Source organism: Paenibacillus oryziterrae, assembly GCF_042610485.1.
In the GTDB taxonomy this organism is placed as follows: domain Bacteria; phylum Bacillota; class Bacilli; order Paenibacillales; family Paenibacillaceae; genus Paenibacillus_AQ.
In genome coordinates this window covers 137,984-152,408 of sequence record NZ_JBGJZO010000010.1, presented here as the reverse complement: position 1 = coordinate 152,408, position 14,425 = coordinate 137,984, and the positions used below count along the sequence as shown (strand labels likewise).

Sequence of the window (14,425 nt, the reverse complement as noted above, 5' to 3'; positions counted from 1 at the left end):
TATAATAAATAGGGAGCGCAAAACTTTTACCTTAAACAAATAATACGAATAGAAAGCGGGTTGGATATTATGCAAAAAACTTTCAAAATTATTGACGAAGATGGAATCCACGCACGTCCGGCAACAGCATTGGTTAACACAGCTACAAAGTTCAAAGGAACTGAATCTTTTGCAGAAGCAAAAGGTAAAAAAGTTACTTTGAAGTCCATTTTGGGCGTTCTTTCCCTGGGTCTTGAAGCTGGCGACACATTGACTTTGATTACTGAAGGCAGTGAAGAAGCAGACGCACTTGCAGCACTTCAAGAGATCATGATCAAAGAAGGGCTGGGAGAGCTGAATGACTAAAATTTCAGGAATCGCGGCTTCGGCAGGGATTGCGGTTGCCCGTGCCTTTATCCTGGAACACCCGGATTATACGATCTCGAAGACTGCGGTTGGTGACGTTGAAGCGGAAGTAGCGAAGCTGAATGACGCACTTGCTAAATCTAAGCTTGAGCTGCAGGCCATCAAAGAACGTACATTAGCCGAACTTGGTGAGAAGAAAGCTGAGATTTTTGAATCCCATCTGCTTATTCTCGAAGATCCGGAATTGATTAGCCCTGTGGTTGATAAAATCCGTGATGAGTCTGTTAATGCGGACTATGCGCTTAATGTAGTAGCTGCTCAATTTATCGAAATGTTCGAAAATATGAAGAGCGCCTACTTGCAAGAGCGCGCTGCAGATATGCGCGATGTGACCAAGCGGGTAATGAATCACCTGTTAGGCATTCAATACGTGAGCCCTGCGGAAATCAGTGAAGAAGTGATCGTTATTGCTGAGGACTTGACTCCATCGGACACAGCACAACTGAACCGTCAATATGTAAAAGGCTTTACTACAAATATCGGCGGACGTACTTCCCATTCGGCCATTATGGCCCGCTCTCTGGAAATCCCGGCGGTTGTTGGTACTAAGAACGTTCTGTCCGAAGTGAAATCAGGCGATCTGGTTATCGTTGACGGTCTGAGCGGTGAAGTTCTTGTTAATCCAAGCGAAGAGGTTGTTGCGGAGTACACGCAAAAGCGCGCGGCGTACGACCTGCAAATTGCTGAGTGGAAAAAACTTCGCGATCTGCCAACCGTATCCGCTGATGGCAAGCACGTGGAACTGGCTGCAAATATCGGTACACCTAACGATGTGAATGGTGTAATCGAGAACGGCGGGGAAGGCGTAGGCCTATACCGTACCGAGTTCCTGTACATGGGACGCGACAAGCTTCCTTCAGAAGAAGTTCAATACAACGCTTACCGTTCCGTTATCGAGAATATGGGCGGCAAACCGGTTGTAGTACGTACGCTTGATATTGGCGGCGACAAAGAGTTGCCTTATCTTGATCTGCCAAAAGAGATGAATCCATTCCTGGGCTTCCGTGCGGTTCGCCTTTGTCTGGAACGTCAGGACATTTTCCGCACACAGCTGCGTGCATTGCTCAGAGCGAGTGTACATGGCGATCTGCGTATTATGTTCCCAATGATCGCAACGCTTGGAGAATTCCGTGCAGCCCGCGATTTGCTGCTGGAAGAGAAAGCTAATCTTATTGCTGAAGGTAAAGAAGTTTCCGACCATATCCAGCTTGGAATTATGGTAGAGATTCCTTCTACAGCCGTATTGGCCGATCAATTCGCCAAAGAGGTTGATTTCTTCAGTATCGGAACCAACGATCTTATTCAATATACCATGGCTGCAGACCGTATGAATGAGCGAGTATCCTACCTGTATCAGCCATATAATCCTGCAATCCTTCGTCTGGTCAAGATTGTTATCGACGCGGCTCATGCCGAAGGCAAATGGACAGGGATGTGCGGTGAAATGGCTGGAGATTCGACAGCTATTCCTCTTTTACTCGGTCTGGGTCTGGATGAATTCAGTATGAGTGCCACTTCGATTCTGCCGGCGCGCAGTCAAATTTCTAAACTTTCGGCTGCCGACATGAAGGAACTTGCTGCCAAGGCTCTTCAAATGGGTACTGCTGAAGAAGTAGCTGCACTGGTGCAAAGCATCGGTCAATAGTTCTTCATTTAGCACCAAACCGTTTTTCGGCAATCCACTTTTCCAACTATTTATTACCGGTTCCCTTAGGGAACCGGTTTTTTTTGCTGAATATACTTTCTAAAAAAAAGCAACTTTCTGTTCATAAGTCTAAAATGCTTGTGATTGCAAGCCGATAATAAGTATGAGAGGGGACTTTTATTCATAAAAGAACCCAATCCTGCGAACAAATTGTTACATATTATGGTAGCAGAGAGTATGAATACCTGACCGTATGGGAATATATGAATCTAATAGTTTCTCGGGCTTTTCGCCGGAAATGATAGGATGGTGATTATAAATGAGCAACAATTATATAAATGCTGAATATGCAATTCAAGTTTATGAAGGCAGCGATCTCGGTTTGACCTATACACCACAGCGCAGCTTATTTAAAGTATGGGCACCTACCGCAATGGCGATGTCTCTTGTGCTCTATGAGAATGGCGGTAACAATGATGATGCGGTGAAATCCATTGGAATTACGGAAAGAGGTCGTAACGTGCATATGCTGCCTGCAGAAGGCGGAGTATGGCAGATTGAGCTTAATGAGAATTTGGCCGGCAAATATTATATGTTTCGCGTGACCTTTGGCGACGGGACAGTAACCGAAGCTTCCGACCCTTATGCAACTGCTGTATCTGCCAATGGTGTACGGATGGCAATAGTGGACCTTCGGGAGACCGATCCGAAAGGATGGGCAGAGGATTCTTCACCGGCTCCGCTGCATCCGGCAGATGTTCTGCTGTATGAACTGCATGTACGTGATTTCTCCATTCATGAGAGCTCAGGTATGCTTCATAAAGGGAAGTATAAAGCATTCACTGAGACAGGGATTAAAGATGAGGATGGTAACCCGCTAGGCATTGACCATTTGGCCCAGCTTGGAGTAACTCATGTGCATCTGCTTCCTGTATTCGATTATCAGACAGTAGATGAGATGAAAGATGAGGTTGAGGGAGAAACGCCGGATCAACCTTATTTCACAGGCTACAACTGGGGTTATGATCCGCAGCATTATAATGTGCCTGAGGGTTCATATAGCACCAACCCGGCTGATCCGTGCGTCCGCATTGTTGAGTTTAAGGAAATGGTTCAGAGCTTACACCGTCATGGATTATCCGTAATTATGGATGTGGTGTACAACCATACCTTCTCCGTTGAGAAAGGCCCTTTTGAACAGCTGGTTCCCGGTTACTTCTACCGCCATGATTGGAGTGGACAGCTATCTAACGGGTCCGGAGTCGGGAATGAACTGGCTACAGAACGTCCGATGGTACGCAAATATATTAAGGACTCGCTTCGCCATTGGGCCAAAGAGTACCATGTTGATGGTTTCCGATTTGACCTTATGGGCCTGATCGATCAGGTAACCATGCAGGAGATTGCGGAAGAATTGAGACTTGAGGTCAATCCGAGACTCCTTCTGTACGGTGAGCCCTGGACAGGAGGGGATTCTCCGCTGATCAACAAGACGCTGAAGGGAGTTCAGCGGGGCAAAGGATATGCTGTGTTTAATGACAACTTCCGTTCTGCCATTAAGGGTGACAGCGACGGCTGGGGAAGAGGATTTGTGACGGGCGAACCTGGCAAAGAGAGTGCAGTTGCCGCCGGGATCAAAGGAGCCATACATGATTTCGCGGATTCCCCTGTAGAGACTGTCAACTATGTTACGGCTCATGATAATTTGAATCTGTGGGATAAAATAATGACTGCCGGTGGCCTGCGCCAGGAAGCAGGATTCCCTGAGCTGGAGAATGGATCACTACGTGATGGCGGTACTGTGGAGGAGGCAATTGCACGTGCGAATCCATATGTTCATCTGGAAAAAGATATCCTGAATAACGAAACGGTAAGACGTTCCCTGCTCGCTAACGGAATTGTGTTGACCTCTCAAGGTATCCCTTTCATTCATGCCGGGGATGAACTGCTGCGCAGTAAATATGGTGACCATAACAGCTACCGGAGCAGTGATGTCATTAATGCTATCCGTTGGAATAATAAAAAGCTATTTAGACCTGTATTCGACTATTATCAGGGTTTGATTGAACTACGGAGAAGTCACCCGGCATTCCGGCTTCATGGTCGGCTGGTAATTGAGCGTTCTCTGGAGTTTCTCCGCTGTGATGGAGGAGTAGTTTCTTATATCTTGAAGAACAATGCAGGCAGTGATGCCTGGAATAATATCCTTGTGATATTCAATGCCAATACCTGGCCGGTATCCGTGGATCTTCCGTTGAATGCGAACCGCTGGCATGTCGTTGTAGATCACAGCCGTGCGGGAACAGAGGCGTTCAGGTCTGTGGAAGGAGCACAGGTCCAAGTTGAAGCGCTGTCGATGATGGTGCTATACGATACCTGTAGTCAACCGGAACCTCGTGCTAAGACGATTGAAGTTCATTATGAGCGCACCGACGGAGAATATCGTGGCTGGAATTTATGGATTTGGGGGACGGGAATCCAGGATGGACAATATGATTTCCGGTATATGTTAGACGGCCGAGCGGTTGCCAACATAGAAGTTCTGCCGGAAATAACATCGGTCGGATATATTCTCCGGCTGAACGATTGGGAAGAGAAGGAAGGGAGCGGTGACTGCTATATTCATTGCCCTCCGGATCAAGAAAATATAAAGTTTCTCATTCGTGATAAGGATTCTCTTACAGGTCAAACACCTGAAGATCACTGGCAATTAACAAGTTGATGGCATCTAAAAAGGCTGCTCCCGGCATCAGAATACCAACTGATGAACGGGAACAGCCTTTTTTACCGGTCAAGTGTGAAGGATTTAAACGCTTTTGATTCAGGAACGGCTGCTCTTCTGGCTCGGAAACCCTTCATCAATCCTCTGGTCGTAGAGATTGAATTCATTTCCTCCTTGGCTCTTTGAACGGTACATGGCAAGGTCGGCAGCACGGAGGAGATCATTAATCGTCTGTCCATGCTGTGGATACAAGGCGACACCGATACTTGCGGATGTGTGGAAGCTTGCCCCCTTATCGACAGACCAGGATTTGTTAAAGAGCTGGAGCAGACGATTCAACATCTCATCTAGCATTTCCGGTGTGGTGAAGCGGTGTAATACGACAGCGAACTCATCGCCTCCAATCCGGAATGCTTGGCCGGCTCCTTTCACTGTCTGCTGCAATTCCCGGGAGAGTAACTGGAGGAATTCGTCACCCGCCAGATGGCCCAGCGTATCGTTCAACTGTTTGAATCTATCGCAGTCGAGGAGAGCAAGGGCGATATCCTGACGCCGTTCTTCCGGCTGTGTAATCAGGTTCTCCATGTACATTTTGAAATGGGCTCTGTTGGGAATTGCGGTCAAATGGTCATAGAAGGCCAGCTTATGCAGGCGCTCCTCATATTGCTTACGCTGCGTAATTTCACGGGACACAAGCATGAACTGTGCCGGGAATGACCGGCTTCCTTTAATAGGGGAGACTCTGGTCTCCAGCCAGACCCATTGACCATCCCCTCCACGCATTCGAAGCTCGGACATGCGCGGGGTGCCTTTGACCACACTTTTCAGCTTCGCCCAGGCGATTTCCGGTTCGCGGATGTAATTCGACAGCGGATCCCCTTTTTTAGGAACATATCCCAGAACTGTAGAATGCGAAGGCGATGCGTACAGAATTAGACCGTTGAGATCGGTGAGCACGATAAAGTCGGACATGGTTTCACCAATTAACTGATACAAGGATTGCTCTTCCAGCATTTCACTTTGCAGAACAATAATCTTGCGTCCCAGGTAAATAATCAACAGGATAAGCAGGAATAAAAGCAGGGAGTAAAGGGCGAACAATGCGCTTTTTTGATCTTTAAATACCGAGGTAACTTGTTTGGCGTAGTCGTCAATCAGTTCCTCTGACCGGTCGAGACTCCCCCGGGTTTCATTCAACTGTGCATCAAACAATGTGCTTGAGAACTTCTCAGGGTTCCAGTCGCTCTTTGTTCGTTCTGTAATTAAATTTCGTCCCATACTATGCCAATCGGTGAATGTGCTATCAAATGTCGCCAGCTCATTCTTCAACTCTTTCAGCAGTAATCCGGCACGTTCACTTTGTGAATAAGGTTGTGCTAAGAGCGACAGATTGTCCTGTGCAGTTTGAACGCGTTCCTTCGCCTGAGAGATGTTGTCCTCGTATGTGAGTGCGAACTGATCCCGTTCCTGTTCAGTGCTGGATGTATTCATTACCGCGTGAAGTGCCAAGGAAGATTGATAAAGATCCCGGTCCGCATTTAGTATCAGTTCAGAGTTTTGATATACATCGTTGTAGAGGGAATGGGATAATTTGTTGATCGTGTAATTCAGGTAGAGTAATGAAGCAACACTGATTGCGATAAGTAAAACGGATATTACTGCGAATAAAAGGATTAATCTGCGTGTTACTTTAACTTCAGAAAAAACAGCCACTGCCATCCTCTCCCCATGAAAAACAAATTAGGATTTCTCAGCCCACAGTTGCAAAGATAATGGAGGAGTTTGCTAATCAGATATGAAGGTATTTCTCCCGTATTGCCTACTGCTAGAATAATAACTATCAGCCGTGGATCCATTCCGGCCCCTAACCGGAACAGACTCCTATAAGCGGAAACACGGGTGAATAAGGCCTAAGCCGCCCGGAAATCCGATAAAGGAGACAGGTGAACAACTGCATAAGTAAAGATTTATTTAATAGTTATGTATGGTTACATCTTTATTCTATTTCAAAACCTTAAAACCTATTACCCACTCTTGAAACAAACGATACCGTCTTTATTCCTAAAATAGCAATATTGAAATAAAAATTTTTATCTTTTACGGTATGAAGCATAAAAAACTACCCTTTTCTCAGTCAAAAGGCTATAAAAGGGCAGTTTCTGAACAGTCGAATGATCTGATAAATCAAGATAAGGTACTGCTAGTCATTACTAAGGGCATAAATCGGACGCAGACGCGCTGCTATATTGGGAGGCATCATACCAAAGATAATACCGATCAGCAATGAAAAGATAAAAGATACAAATACTATGTCCCAGGCGATGGATACGGTATGAGGTGAGTATTTGCCTAGCAGCCAGCTTCCTCCCACCCCGATGCCTACGCCAATAATTCCTCCCAGACCGCTAAGCACCAAGGATTCTATTATAAAATGGGTCAGGATATCGAACTTTTTGGGACCGATCGCCTCACGGACGCCGATTTCCCTCGTTCTTTCATTAACGGATACGATTATGATATTCATAATGCCGATACCTCCTACGAACTGAGAAATGCCGGCAATGCTTGCAAGTGCGAGGGACAATGTGTCTGTAGAAGAGTTGACGGTATACAGCATCTCCTGCGAATCAAATACGGTGAAAGCATTATCCGCATTATTGAATTAGGCATTCAAATTGCTCTCCAGCTTCTCATTAGCAGACGCTCCAGTGTCGGCTGAAGTGGTAGCGACCGTAATAGAGCGGACTCCTTTACTCTGCAGCTGGCGTTCGGCAGTGGAGATCGGGATCAGGATTTTATCGTCGTTGGAGCCTCCGAGGCTGGAACCTTTGGTCTCAAGCAGACCGACGACTTTGTAACTGATTCCGTTTAGCTGAACCTTCTGGCCGATAGGGTCATCTGTTCCAAACAAATATATTACCATTTGCCTGGGAGATCAGGTTGATGTCCGCCAGCTTTACGCTGACATTGCTCCTCAGGGTGATGGACCCCAACTTCTCCAGTGTGAATGTGGCAGTTGATGCCGCTACTGATTTGACTGGTGATGCACCGGTAGAAGGAAATGACCTCCTTGAATAAAAAACGCATTAATCTGAAAAATAGCAAAGATCTCTAAACGCAAGCTGAACGTTTGCCCTTTAAACGACGATGAAGCTTAAAACCAGCATATAGACAGATAAATTCTGCTTAAAATGTTGTCCGTCTTGCCAAAGATTCATTTTTTGCATATAATAGACAGACATGTTTTTATTGATAAAATGCAATGATGGAGAAGAGTAAGCAGGGCCTGACTTACAGGGAGGAGACGCCGTTGATTGAGAGCGTTTCTACGAATCAGAGCTGCTGAAGTTCACTCCGGAGCAGTTCTCTGAAGTCCTCCTAAGACAGTTTCAGGTGGATGAGTAGGGGGTAACGGCAGCAGACCGTTAGTTCTGCATAAAGTGAGATGGTTTATTCTGTCGTGACTCAGTGATTTAGTTGCTGAAGATGATGACATAGCTGTCTAACAAGGGTGGTACCACGGTCTTTTCGTCCCTTTACCGGGAGGAAGGGCCTTTTTTGTTTTTAGCAGGGTTTCTTAATGAATTGACAACGAGTTGAAGGAGGCTGTACACGGCCATGAAAGAGAAATTAGAAGCGTTGAAGATCGAGGCATTGGCGAAGCTGGAGGACGTGAAAGATCAGCAGACACTAAATGATTTACGTGTGAAATATCTTGGTAAAAAAGGCGATCTGACAGAGGTACTGCGAGGAATGGGCGGACTATCCGCTGAAGAGCGTCCAGTTATTGGTCAGGTGGCAAACGATGTGCGTGCTGCGATTGAGACTGTGATCAGCGGGCTGCAGGAAGCCTTCCAGCAGCAGGAGACATTGAACCGCCTGCAGGCAGAGAAAGTGGATGTTACCTTGCCGGGCCGCCGTATGGCGCAGGGCGGAATTCATCCGTTGACCCGAGTGGTACAGGAGATTGAAGACATCTTCGTGGGTATGGGTTATCGTGTGGCTGAAGGTCCGGAAGTGGAGACGGATTATTACAACTTCGAAGCTCTGAATTTGCCAAAAAACCATCCGGCCCGTGACATGCAGGATTCCTTCTATTTGACTGAGGATCTGCTGATGCGCACCCAAACCTCACCGGTACAAATCCGCACCATGCAGGCGATGGCTGGCGAAGCGCCTGTTAAAATCATCTGCCCCGGCAAGGTATTCCGGCGGGATGACGACGATGCGACTCACTCCTTCCAGTTCCATCAGATTGAGGGCCTCGTCATCGGACGAAATATCCGCATGAGTGATTTGAAAGGCACACTTCAGCAATTTGTACAGGAAATGTTCGGGCCGAACACCGGCATTCGCCTTCGTCCAAGCTTCTTCCCGTTCACTGAGCCAAGTGTTGAAGTTGACGTAAGCTGCTTCAAATGCGGAGGCCATGGCTGCAGATTGTGCAAACAAAGCGGCTGGCTGGAAATCCTCGGTGCCGGTATGGTTCATCCGAACGTGCTTGAGATGGGCGGATATGATCCGGCTGAATACAGCGGATTCGCCTTCGGTATGGGCGTAGAGCGGATCGCAATGCTGAAATACGGCATCGACGACATCCGTAATTTCTATATCAACGATATGAGCTTCGTGAAGCAGTTTAAGGGAGTTTAGGATAGTTAATCGGCGGAACAAAATTTCCGGTAGGGGTTAGGGTCGGAAATAGAGTTTTGGATTTGAGAATGTTCAAAGAATATGAATGTAGGAACGAAGAGAAATTTTGGAGCTGGAGGAGCAGTAGCGTCCGCCCGAAAGTTTTCCGTAGGAAAACTAGCATCGGAAGCATAAGCTGTCGCACGATTTCAACCGCGAACAGCGGTTTAAATCAAGAAATCGGGAGACAACAGCGGCCGGAAGTCCAAACATTTCTTGTAGTGGCTGCACATAATAGAGACCTTTTACGAAAAGGAAGTGAGCGGAAGTGAAAGTATCAACTGGATGGCTGGCTGATTATATATCAATAGATGGAGTAACCGCTGAGGAGTTGGCGGATAAGATTACCGCTGCGGGCATCGAGATCGATGGCGTGGAGCGCCGGGACAAGGGGATTACCGGAGTTGTGACCGGGTATGTGAAATCCAAGGAGAAACACCCGGATGCGGATAAATTGAATGTATGCATCGTGGATGCCGGTCAAGGTGAAGACCTGCAGATCGTGTGCGGTGCTAAAAATGTGGCTGTCGGACAGACGGTTCCGGTAGCGCTCGTGGGAGCCAAACTGCCAGGCCTGGAGATCAAAAAAGCGAAGCTGCGCGGTGTATTGTCCCAAGGGATGATCTGCTCGGCCAAAGAACTGGGCATGAACGACAAGCTGCTGCCGAAAGAGCTGCAGGAAGGGATTCTAGTTCTGCCTGAAGGTACTGAGATCGGCCAGGATATCCTGAAAGTATTGGGACTCAGTGACGAGGTACTTGAATTTGACCTCACTCCTAACCGTTCGGATTGTCTCAGCATGATCGGTGCGGCGTATGAAGTCAGTGCGATTCTTGCACGTGAACTCTCCTTGCCGAAACCGGAAAATGACATTATGGAGGTTCATGGTGCTGCTGCAGATACTATCTCCGTCAAGATTGTGGATGAAGCGTACTGCGGACATTACGCGGCCCGCTATATTACGAATGTGAAGCCTGCGGCATCTCCACTGTGGATCCAGAACCGCCTGATGGCGGCGGGTGTCCGCCCGATCAACAATATTGTAGACATTACGAATTATGTCATGCTGGAATATGGGCAACCCCTTCACGCGTTTGATGCGGACACCATTGAAGGTGGCCATTTGTCGGTTCGTCTCGCTCGTACGGGTGAATCGCTGACGACACTCGACGGCCAGGAACGTAAGCTTGAACCGGAAATGCTCGTCATTGCCGATTCTGTGAAACCAGTAGCTTTAGCCGGAGTCATGGGCGGACTGGCTACAGAGGTAACGGATGGAACGGTAAATCTGGTGCTGGAATCCGCCCGATTTGACGGAGGAACCGTTCGTAAGACTTCACGTCAACTGGGTTTGCGCTCCGAAGCGTCCCTGCGCTTCGAGAAAGAAGTGGACCCGCGTTCCGTAATTCCGGCATTGAACCGTGCTGCAGCACTAATAGCCCGTTATGCCGGCGGAGCTGTTCAGCAAGGTATCGTTCAAGCGGGAACCGATGCGGTAGACGAGAAGGTTCTCACCTTGTCACTCGACAAGCTTAACCGTTATCTGGGAACGGATTTGTCTATGCTGGAAGTAAAAACCTTGTTCGCACGTCTGCACTTCCCGTGCGGAGATGGAGCGCATGGTCATCTTGAAGTAAAAGTGCCGACAAGACGCGGCGATATCAGCTATGATGTTGATCTAATTGAAGAGATTGCGCGACTGTTCGGATATGATAATATTCCGACTACACCAATTGAAGGTCCTACCACACCGGGAGCCCTGACCAGACCGCAAACACTGCGCCGTGAGCTGCGCCGTCTGCTGTCACATGGCGGTTATCAGGAAGTGCTCGGTTATTCCTTCATCCAGCCTGAACAAGGTGAACGTTTCCGTGCCCTTACTGCAGGCGGAACAGCAGTGAAACTGGCCTTGCCGATGAGTGAAGACCGGAGTATCCTTCGCACGAGTCTGGTGCCGCAGCTTCTGGATATTGCCCAGTACAATTCGAACCGCCGCCAGAGTGATTTGGCGCTGTTTGAAATCGGTAATATTTTCTATACCGAAGAAGAGCAGTTGACCCGCCAGCCGCATGAACTTCCGGTGCTGGGCCTGCTGCTTAGCGGTAGCCGTGCAACCAAGCAGTGGAATGTTGATCCGCAGCCGGTCGATTTCTTTGATCTGAAGGGTGCGCTGGAGACGGTCTTTGCACATCTGGGACTTGCAGACGTTGTAAGTTATGAAGGTGATAGTCCAGAGGGATTCCATCCGGGACGTTCCGCTTCCCTGTACTTGCACGGTGAGAACGGACGCGTCAAGATCGGTACGATGGGTCAGATTCATCCGGATCTGCAGCGTGTACAGGATCTTGAGGATACGTATGCAGCCGAAATTGCACTGCTGCCGCTCTATGAAGCAGCCCGGAGCCGGTTGCAGTACAATGAGCTGCCGCGTTTCCCGGGTATGGAACGTGACATCGCTGTTGTAGTCGACACTACAGTACAAGCCGGAGACTTGTTGAATTCTATCCGTGAGAATGGCGGCAGTCTGCTGCAGTCGGTTCAGGTATTCGATGTTTATACGGGCGGCAAGATGGAGAGCGGCAAGAAGAGCATCGCTATCTCCCTGCTGTACCGCCATGCAGAGCATACGCTGACCGATGAAGAAGTTGGAGAAGTTCATAATAAGGTTCTGGCAGCCCTCCAGCAAAGTTTTGGCGCGGAATTAAGAAAATAGCAGGAATTGTGTAAAGCCGCAGCGAATCCCTTTAGAAACAGAGATTCGCCGCGGCTTTTTCTCTCAAGTGAAGAAGTTCTGCGAGTGAAGATAATGCAAGCAGGGAAACCAGCTTAGAATCCGCACACATATAAAGGAGGACACAACTGTGGCTATGGACCGGACACGTGTCGCCGTTGAGATCTACGGCACTTCCTATAAACTAGTTGGAAGCAGTACTGAATATATGAAACAAGTCGCCCGTTACGTGGATGAGCATATGCGGACGATCTCCAAATCCCATGCGAGACTTGATACCCCTAGGATTGCTGTGCTTGCAGCCGTGCACATGGCGGAGCAGGCTCTTCAGGTTCAGGATATGAAGAACGAGCTGAACATGCTGACCGGAGAACGCAGTGAACTGAGGGTAGAAGTCGCACGCCTGCTGGATGTGCAGCGGGAGCGTCAGGAGGAATATGAGCGTCTGGATGCTGCAGCTAAAGCAGAGGCAGAGCGTCTCATCAGGCTTGTTGAGGAAGAACGTAAGCTTCATACGGAAGAGATGGAGCAGAAGCAGCTCCAGCATATGGAACAGCTGCAGCAATCCGAGCAGGCCGGGGCTGCGCTGCGATTGGAGTTGGAATCCGAGCTTCAGTTGCGCGCCCGGGAGATTCAAGAGCAGCAGAGTCTTCATGCCCATGAGCAGGAAGCCAGCCGGGAGAATCACCGTCAGGTGCTGGCAGATGCCGAAGCAGCCCGAATCCAGCAAGTAGAAGAGCTGAAGGCCGCGCATCTTCAGGAACTGGAGAGTCTCCGCGAAGCACTGACCGAGGAGAAGATGAATTCTCTGGCAGCACTCGAACTCACACTTGCCCGGACGAAGGAGTCGCTGGGCAAGGAACTGGAAGAGACGCGGACAATCTTGGAGCAGGAACTCGCTGAAACCCGGTCTTCTATGGAGCATGAGCTTGCTTCGACTAAATCTGCACTGGAGCAGGAACTAACGGAGACCCGTTCTTCTTTGAGCCAGGAGCTTGAAGAAGAACGTGAGGCGTTGCAGCGGGAGCTGGCCCGAAACAAGGAGCTGCGGCAGTCCCAGGGTTCACAAGAGCACCGGCACAAGCAGCAGATGCAAGAGCTTGAGAAGCAGCTCTCTGAGCTGCGCGGAGGCACCGGGCAGCTTCAATCCAGGCTGCGTGCAGCTGAAGCGGCACTCAAGACGGAACGGGAAGCACACCAAACGCTCCTGTCCCAATACGAGTCTGTGGTGGGACGCGAAGAGCAGCTTGAAACTGAGCTGCGGATAGCTCTGGATCAGAGTACACGGTTTAGCAGTGAACTCGAAGTTGTTCGGCAGCGCTTGGAGGAAACACAGAATGAGGCAACACTCCTGCGGAATTCTCTTGAAGACAGCAGCAGCAGTCTTCAAGAGGCTCAGACTGAACTCAAACGGCTGGCATCCGAGGCCGCTTCCTGGCAGGAACTAGCCGGCAAGCGCATGGAGGATATCAATGAGCTGGAGATGAATCTGCTGGAGGCGGAAGACCGTTCCTCCGCCCTGCAGCAGGAGATTAATATCCTACACGGGCAGGCGGACGGCCTGGTGCAGAAGCTGGAGCAGGAGTCAGAGCTGCGTTATAAAGCGGAGCAAGAGAGTCAAACACTAAAGGCGAATGGGAACGAAGCGGGTAGAGAGCTGTCTGCCCTGCAAGAACGTTATGAGGCCTTAATTATGCAATATGACGAGGTACTTCAGAACGGAGAACAGCTTCAGGAGCGTTACAACTTGCTGGTGGAAGAAAGTGAAACCTCAGCGATGCGTCTGGAAGAGCTGGCAGAGTCGGCCCGTGAAGCAGCAGCCGCTGTAACAGATCAGCGTGAAGCTGTGAGAGAAGCTGAGGAATACGGAGCAGACTGGAAGCGGAAATACGAAGAGCTTGCAGCGCTGCAGCAGGAATGGAAAGAAGCCGAAGGCAAGTTGCGTGAGGAGATTGAGCTGTGGCAGCAAGAAGTTGGGGAATCTGAACAATCCCGTACTGCAATGGACCGCGAACACGGCGATGCACTCCGACAGCTAGCCGACATCGGCGAGAATTATGAGATGGTTGTCGGACAACTGCGTTTGCTTCAAGCACAGTTCGATCAGCGGCAGGAAGAGCTGGAACGGTTAACTAAAGAACACGGCAAGCTTCAATCGGAATATGCCAAGCTTCAGGTGGAATATAATGAATGGATTCAGTTGATCGAACAGGACAGCTGAATAACGGAG

10 protein-coding genes and 1 other annotated feature are annotated in these 14,425 nt (G+C 48.9%); of the genes, 7 read left to right on the top strand and 3 right to left on the bottom strand.

The features are described 5' to 3' along the window. Positions 1 to 69 precede the first annotated feature (69 nt). The 3 genes from ACAN55_RS13220 (at position 70) to pulA (ending at position 4,772) form a co-directional block, all read left to right on the top strand. Positions 70 to 345 carry an HPr family phosphocarrier protein gene (locus ACAN55_RS13220; RefSeq protein ID WP_379133240.1) on the top strand — a complete coding sequence of 92 codons (276 nt, stop codon included), beginning with the start codon at positions 70 to 72 and terminating at the stop codon, positions 343 to 345. Then, entirely contained in the window at positions 338 to 2,050 is a 1,713-nt protein-coding gene (gene ptsP / locus ACAN55_RS13215) for a phosphoenolpyruvate--protein phosphotransferase (protein WP_379133238.1), read from the top strand. Before ACAN55_RS13220 ends, ptsP begins: the two co-directional genes overlap by 8 nt. A gap of 319 nt (positions 2,051 to 2,369) precedes the next feature. Next, on the top strand, positions 2,370 to 4,772 hold the full coding sequence (gene pulA / locus ACAN55_RS13210) for a type I pullulanase (protein WP_379133235.1): 2,403 nt from the start codon (positions 2,370 to 2,372) through the stop codon (positions 4,770 to 4,772). 99 nt (positions 4,773 to 4,871) lie between these two features. On the opposite strand, the gene ACAN55_RS13205 is transcribed toward pulA, so the two are convergent. The 3 genes from ACAN55_RS13205 to ACAN55_RS13195 form a co-directional block, all read right to left on the bottom strand. Continuing rightward, a complete protein-coding gene (locus ACAN55_RS13205) occupies positions 4,872 to 6,485 on the bottom strand; it encodes a diguanylate cyclase domain-containing protein (protein WP_379133233.1) in 1,614 nt (537 codons plus the stop codon). A 487-nt stretch (positions 6,486 to 6,972) separates the two neighbouring features. Then, the gene (locus ACAN55_RS13200; protein ID WP_379133230.1) at positions 6,973 to 7,389 is read right to left on the bottom strand and encodes an ABC transporter permease; all 417 of its coding nucleotides are present in this window, start codon (positions 7,387 to 7,389) and stop codon (positions 6,973 to 6,975) included. 45 nt (positions 7,390 to 7,434) lie between these two features. Continuing rightward, positions 7,435 to 7,695 (bottom strand): ABC transporter permease, encoded by a 261-nt coding sequence (locus ACAN55_RS13195; RefSeq protein WP_379133227.1) that lies wholly within the window; start codon positions 7,693 to 7,695, stop codon positions 7,435 to 7,437. A gap of 20 nt (positions 7,696 to 7,715) precedes the next feature. Between ACAN55_RS13195 and ACAN55_RS13190 the strand changes: the two genes are divergently transcribed. The 4 genes from ACAN55_RS13190 to zapA all read left to right on the top strand — a co-directional run bounded on the left by ACAN55_RS13190 (position 7,716) and on the right by zapA (position 14,416). After that, positions 7,716 to 7,850 (top strand): hypothetical protein, encoded by a 135-nt coding sequence (locus ACAN55_RS13190; protein WP_379133224.1) that lies wholly within the window; start codon positions 7,716 to 7,718, stop codon positions 7,848 to 7,850. A gap of 175 nt (positions 7,851 to 8,025) precedes the next feature. Next, positions 8,026 to 8,311 (top strand) — a binding site (T-box leader). A 79-nt stretch (positions 8,312 to 8,390) separates the two neighbouring features. Next, on the top strand, positions 8,391 to 9,425 hold the full coding sequence (pheS, locus tag ACAN55_RS13185) for a phenylalanine--tRNA ligase subunit alpha (protein ID WP_379133220.1): 1,035 nt from the start codon (positions 8,391 to 8,393) through the stop codon (positions 9,423 to 9,425). 307 nt (positions 9,426 to 9,732) lie between these two features. Beyond that, complete coding sequence (gene pheT, locus ACAN55_RS13180; protein ID WP_379133217.1) at positions 9,733 to 12,177, top strand: phenylalanine--tRNA ligase subunit beta; 2,445 nt, start codon at positions 9,733 to 9,735, stop codon at positions 12,175 to 12,177. Positions 12,178 to 12,331: 154 nt separating this feature from the next. Beyond that, entirely contained in the window at positions 12,332 to 14,416 is a 2,085-nt protein-coding gene (gene zapA, locus ACAN55_RS13175; RefSeq protein ID WP_379133308.1) for a cell division protein ZapA, read from the top strand. Positions 14,417 to 14,425: the final 9 nt, after the last annotated feature.

What these genes read in the sequence shown, in the direction of transcription:
- ACAN55_RS13220 (WP_379133240.1), top strand. Translation starts at nt 70, where the DNA reads ATGCAAAAAACTTTCAAAATTATTGACGAAGATGGAATCCACGCACGT.
- ptsP (WP_379133238.1), top strand. Translation starts at nt 338, where the DNA reads ATGACTAAAATTTCAGGAATCGCGGCTTCGGCAGGGATTGCGGTTGCC.
- pulA (WP_379133235.1), top strand. Translation starts at nt 2,370, where the DNA reads ATGAGCAACAATTATATAAATGCTGAATATGCAATTCAAGTTTATGAA.
- ACAN55_RS13200 (WP_379133230.1), bottom strand. Translation starts at nt 7,389, where the DNA reads ATGCTGTATACCGTCAACTCTTCTACAGACACATTGTCCCTCGCACTT.
- ACAN55_RS13195 (WP_379133227.1), bottom strand. Translation starts at nt 7,695, where the DNA reads ATGGTAATATATTTGTTTGGAACAGATGACCCTATCGGCCAGAAGGTT.
- ACAN55_RS13190 (WP_379133224.1), top strand. Translation starts at nt 7,716, where the DNA reads ATGTCCGCCAGCTTTACGCTGACATTGCTCCTCAGGGTGATGGACCCC.
- pheS (WP_379133220.1), top strand. Translation starts at nt 8,391, where the DNA reads ATGAAAGAGAAATTAGAAGCGTTGAAGATCGAGGCATTGGCGAAGCTG.
- zapA (WP_379133308.1), top strand. Translation starts at nt 12,332, where the DNA reads ATGGACCGGACACGTGTCGCCGTTGAGATCTACGGCACTTCCTATAAA.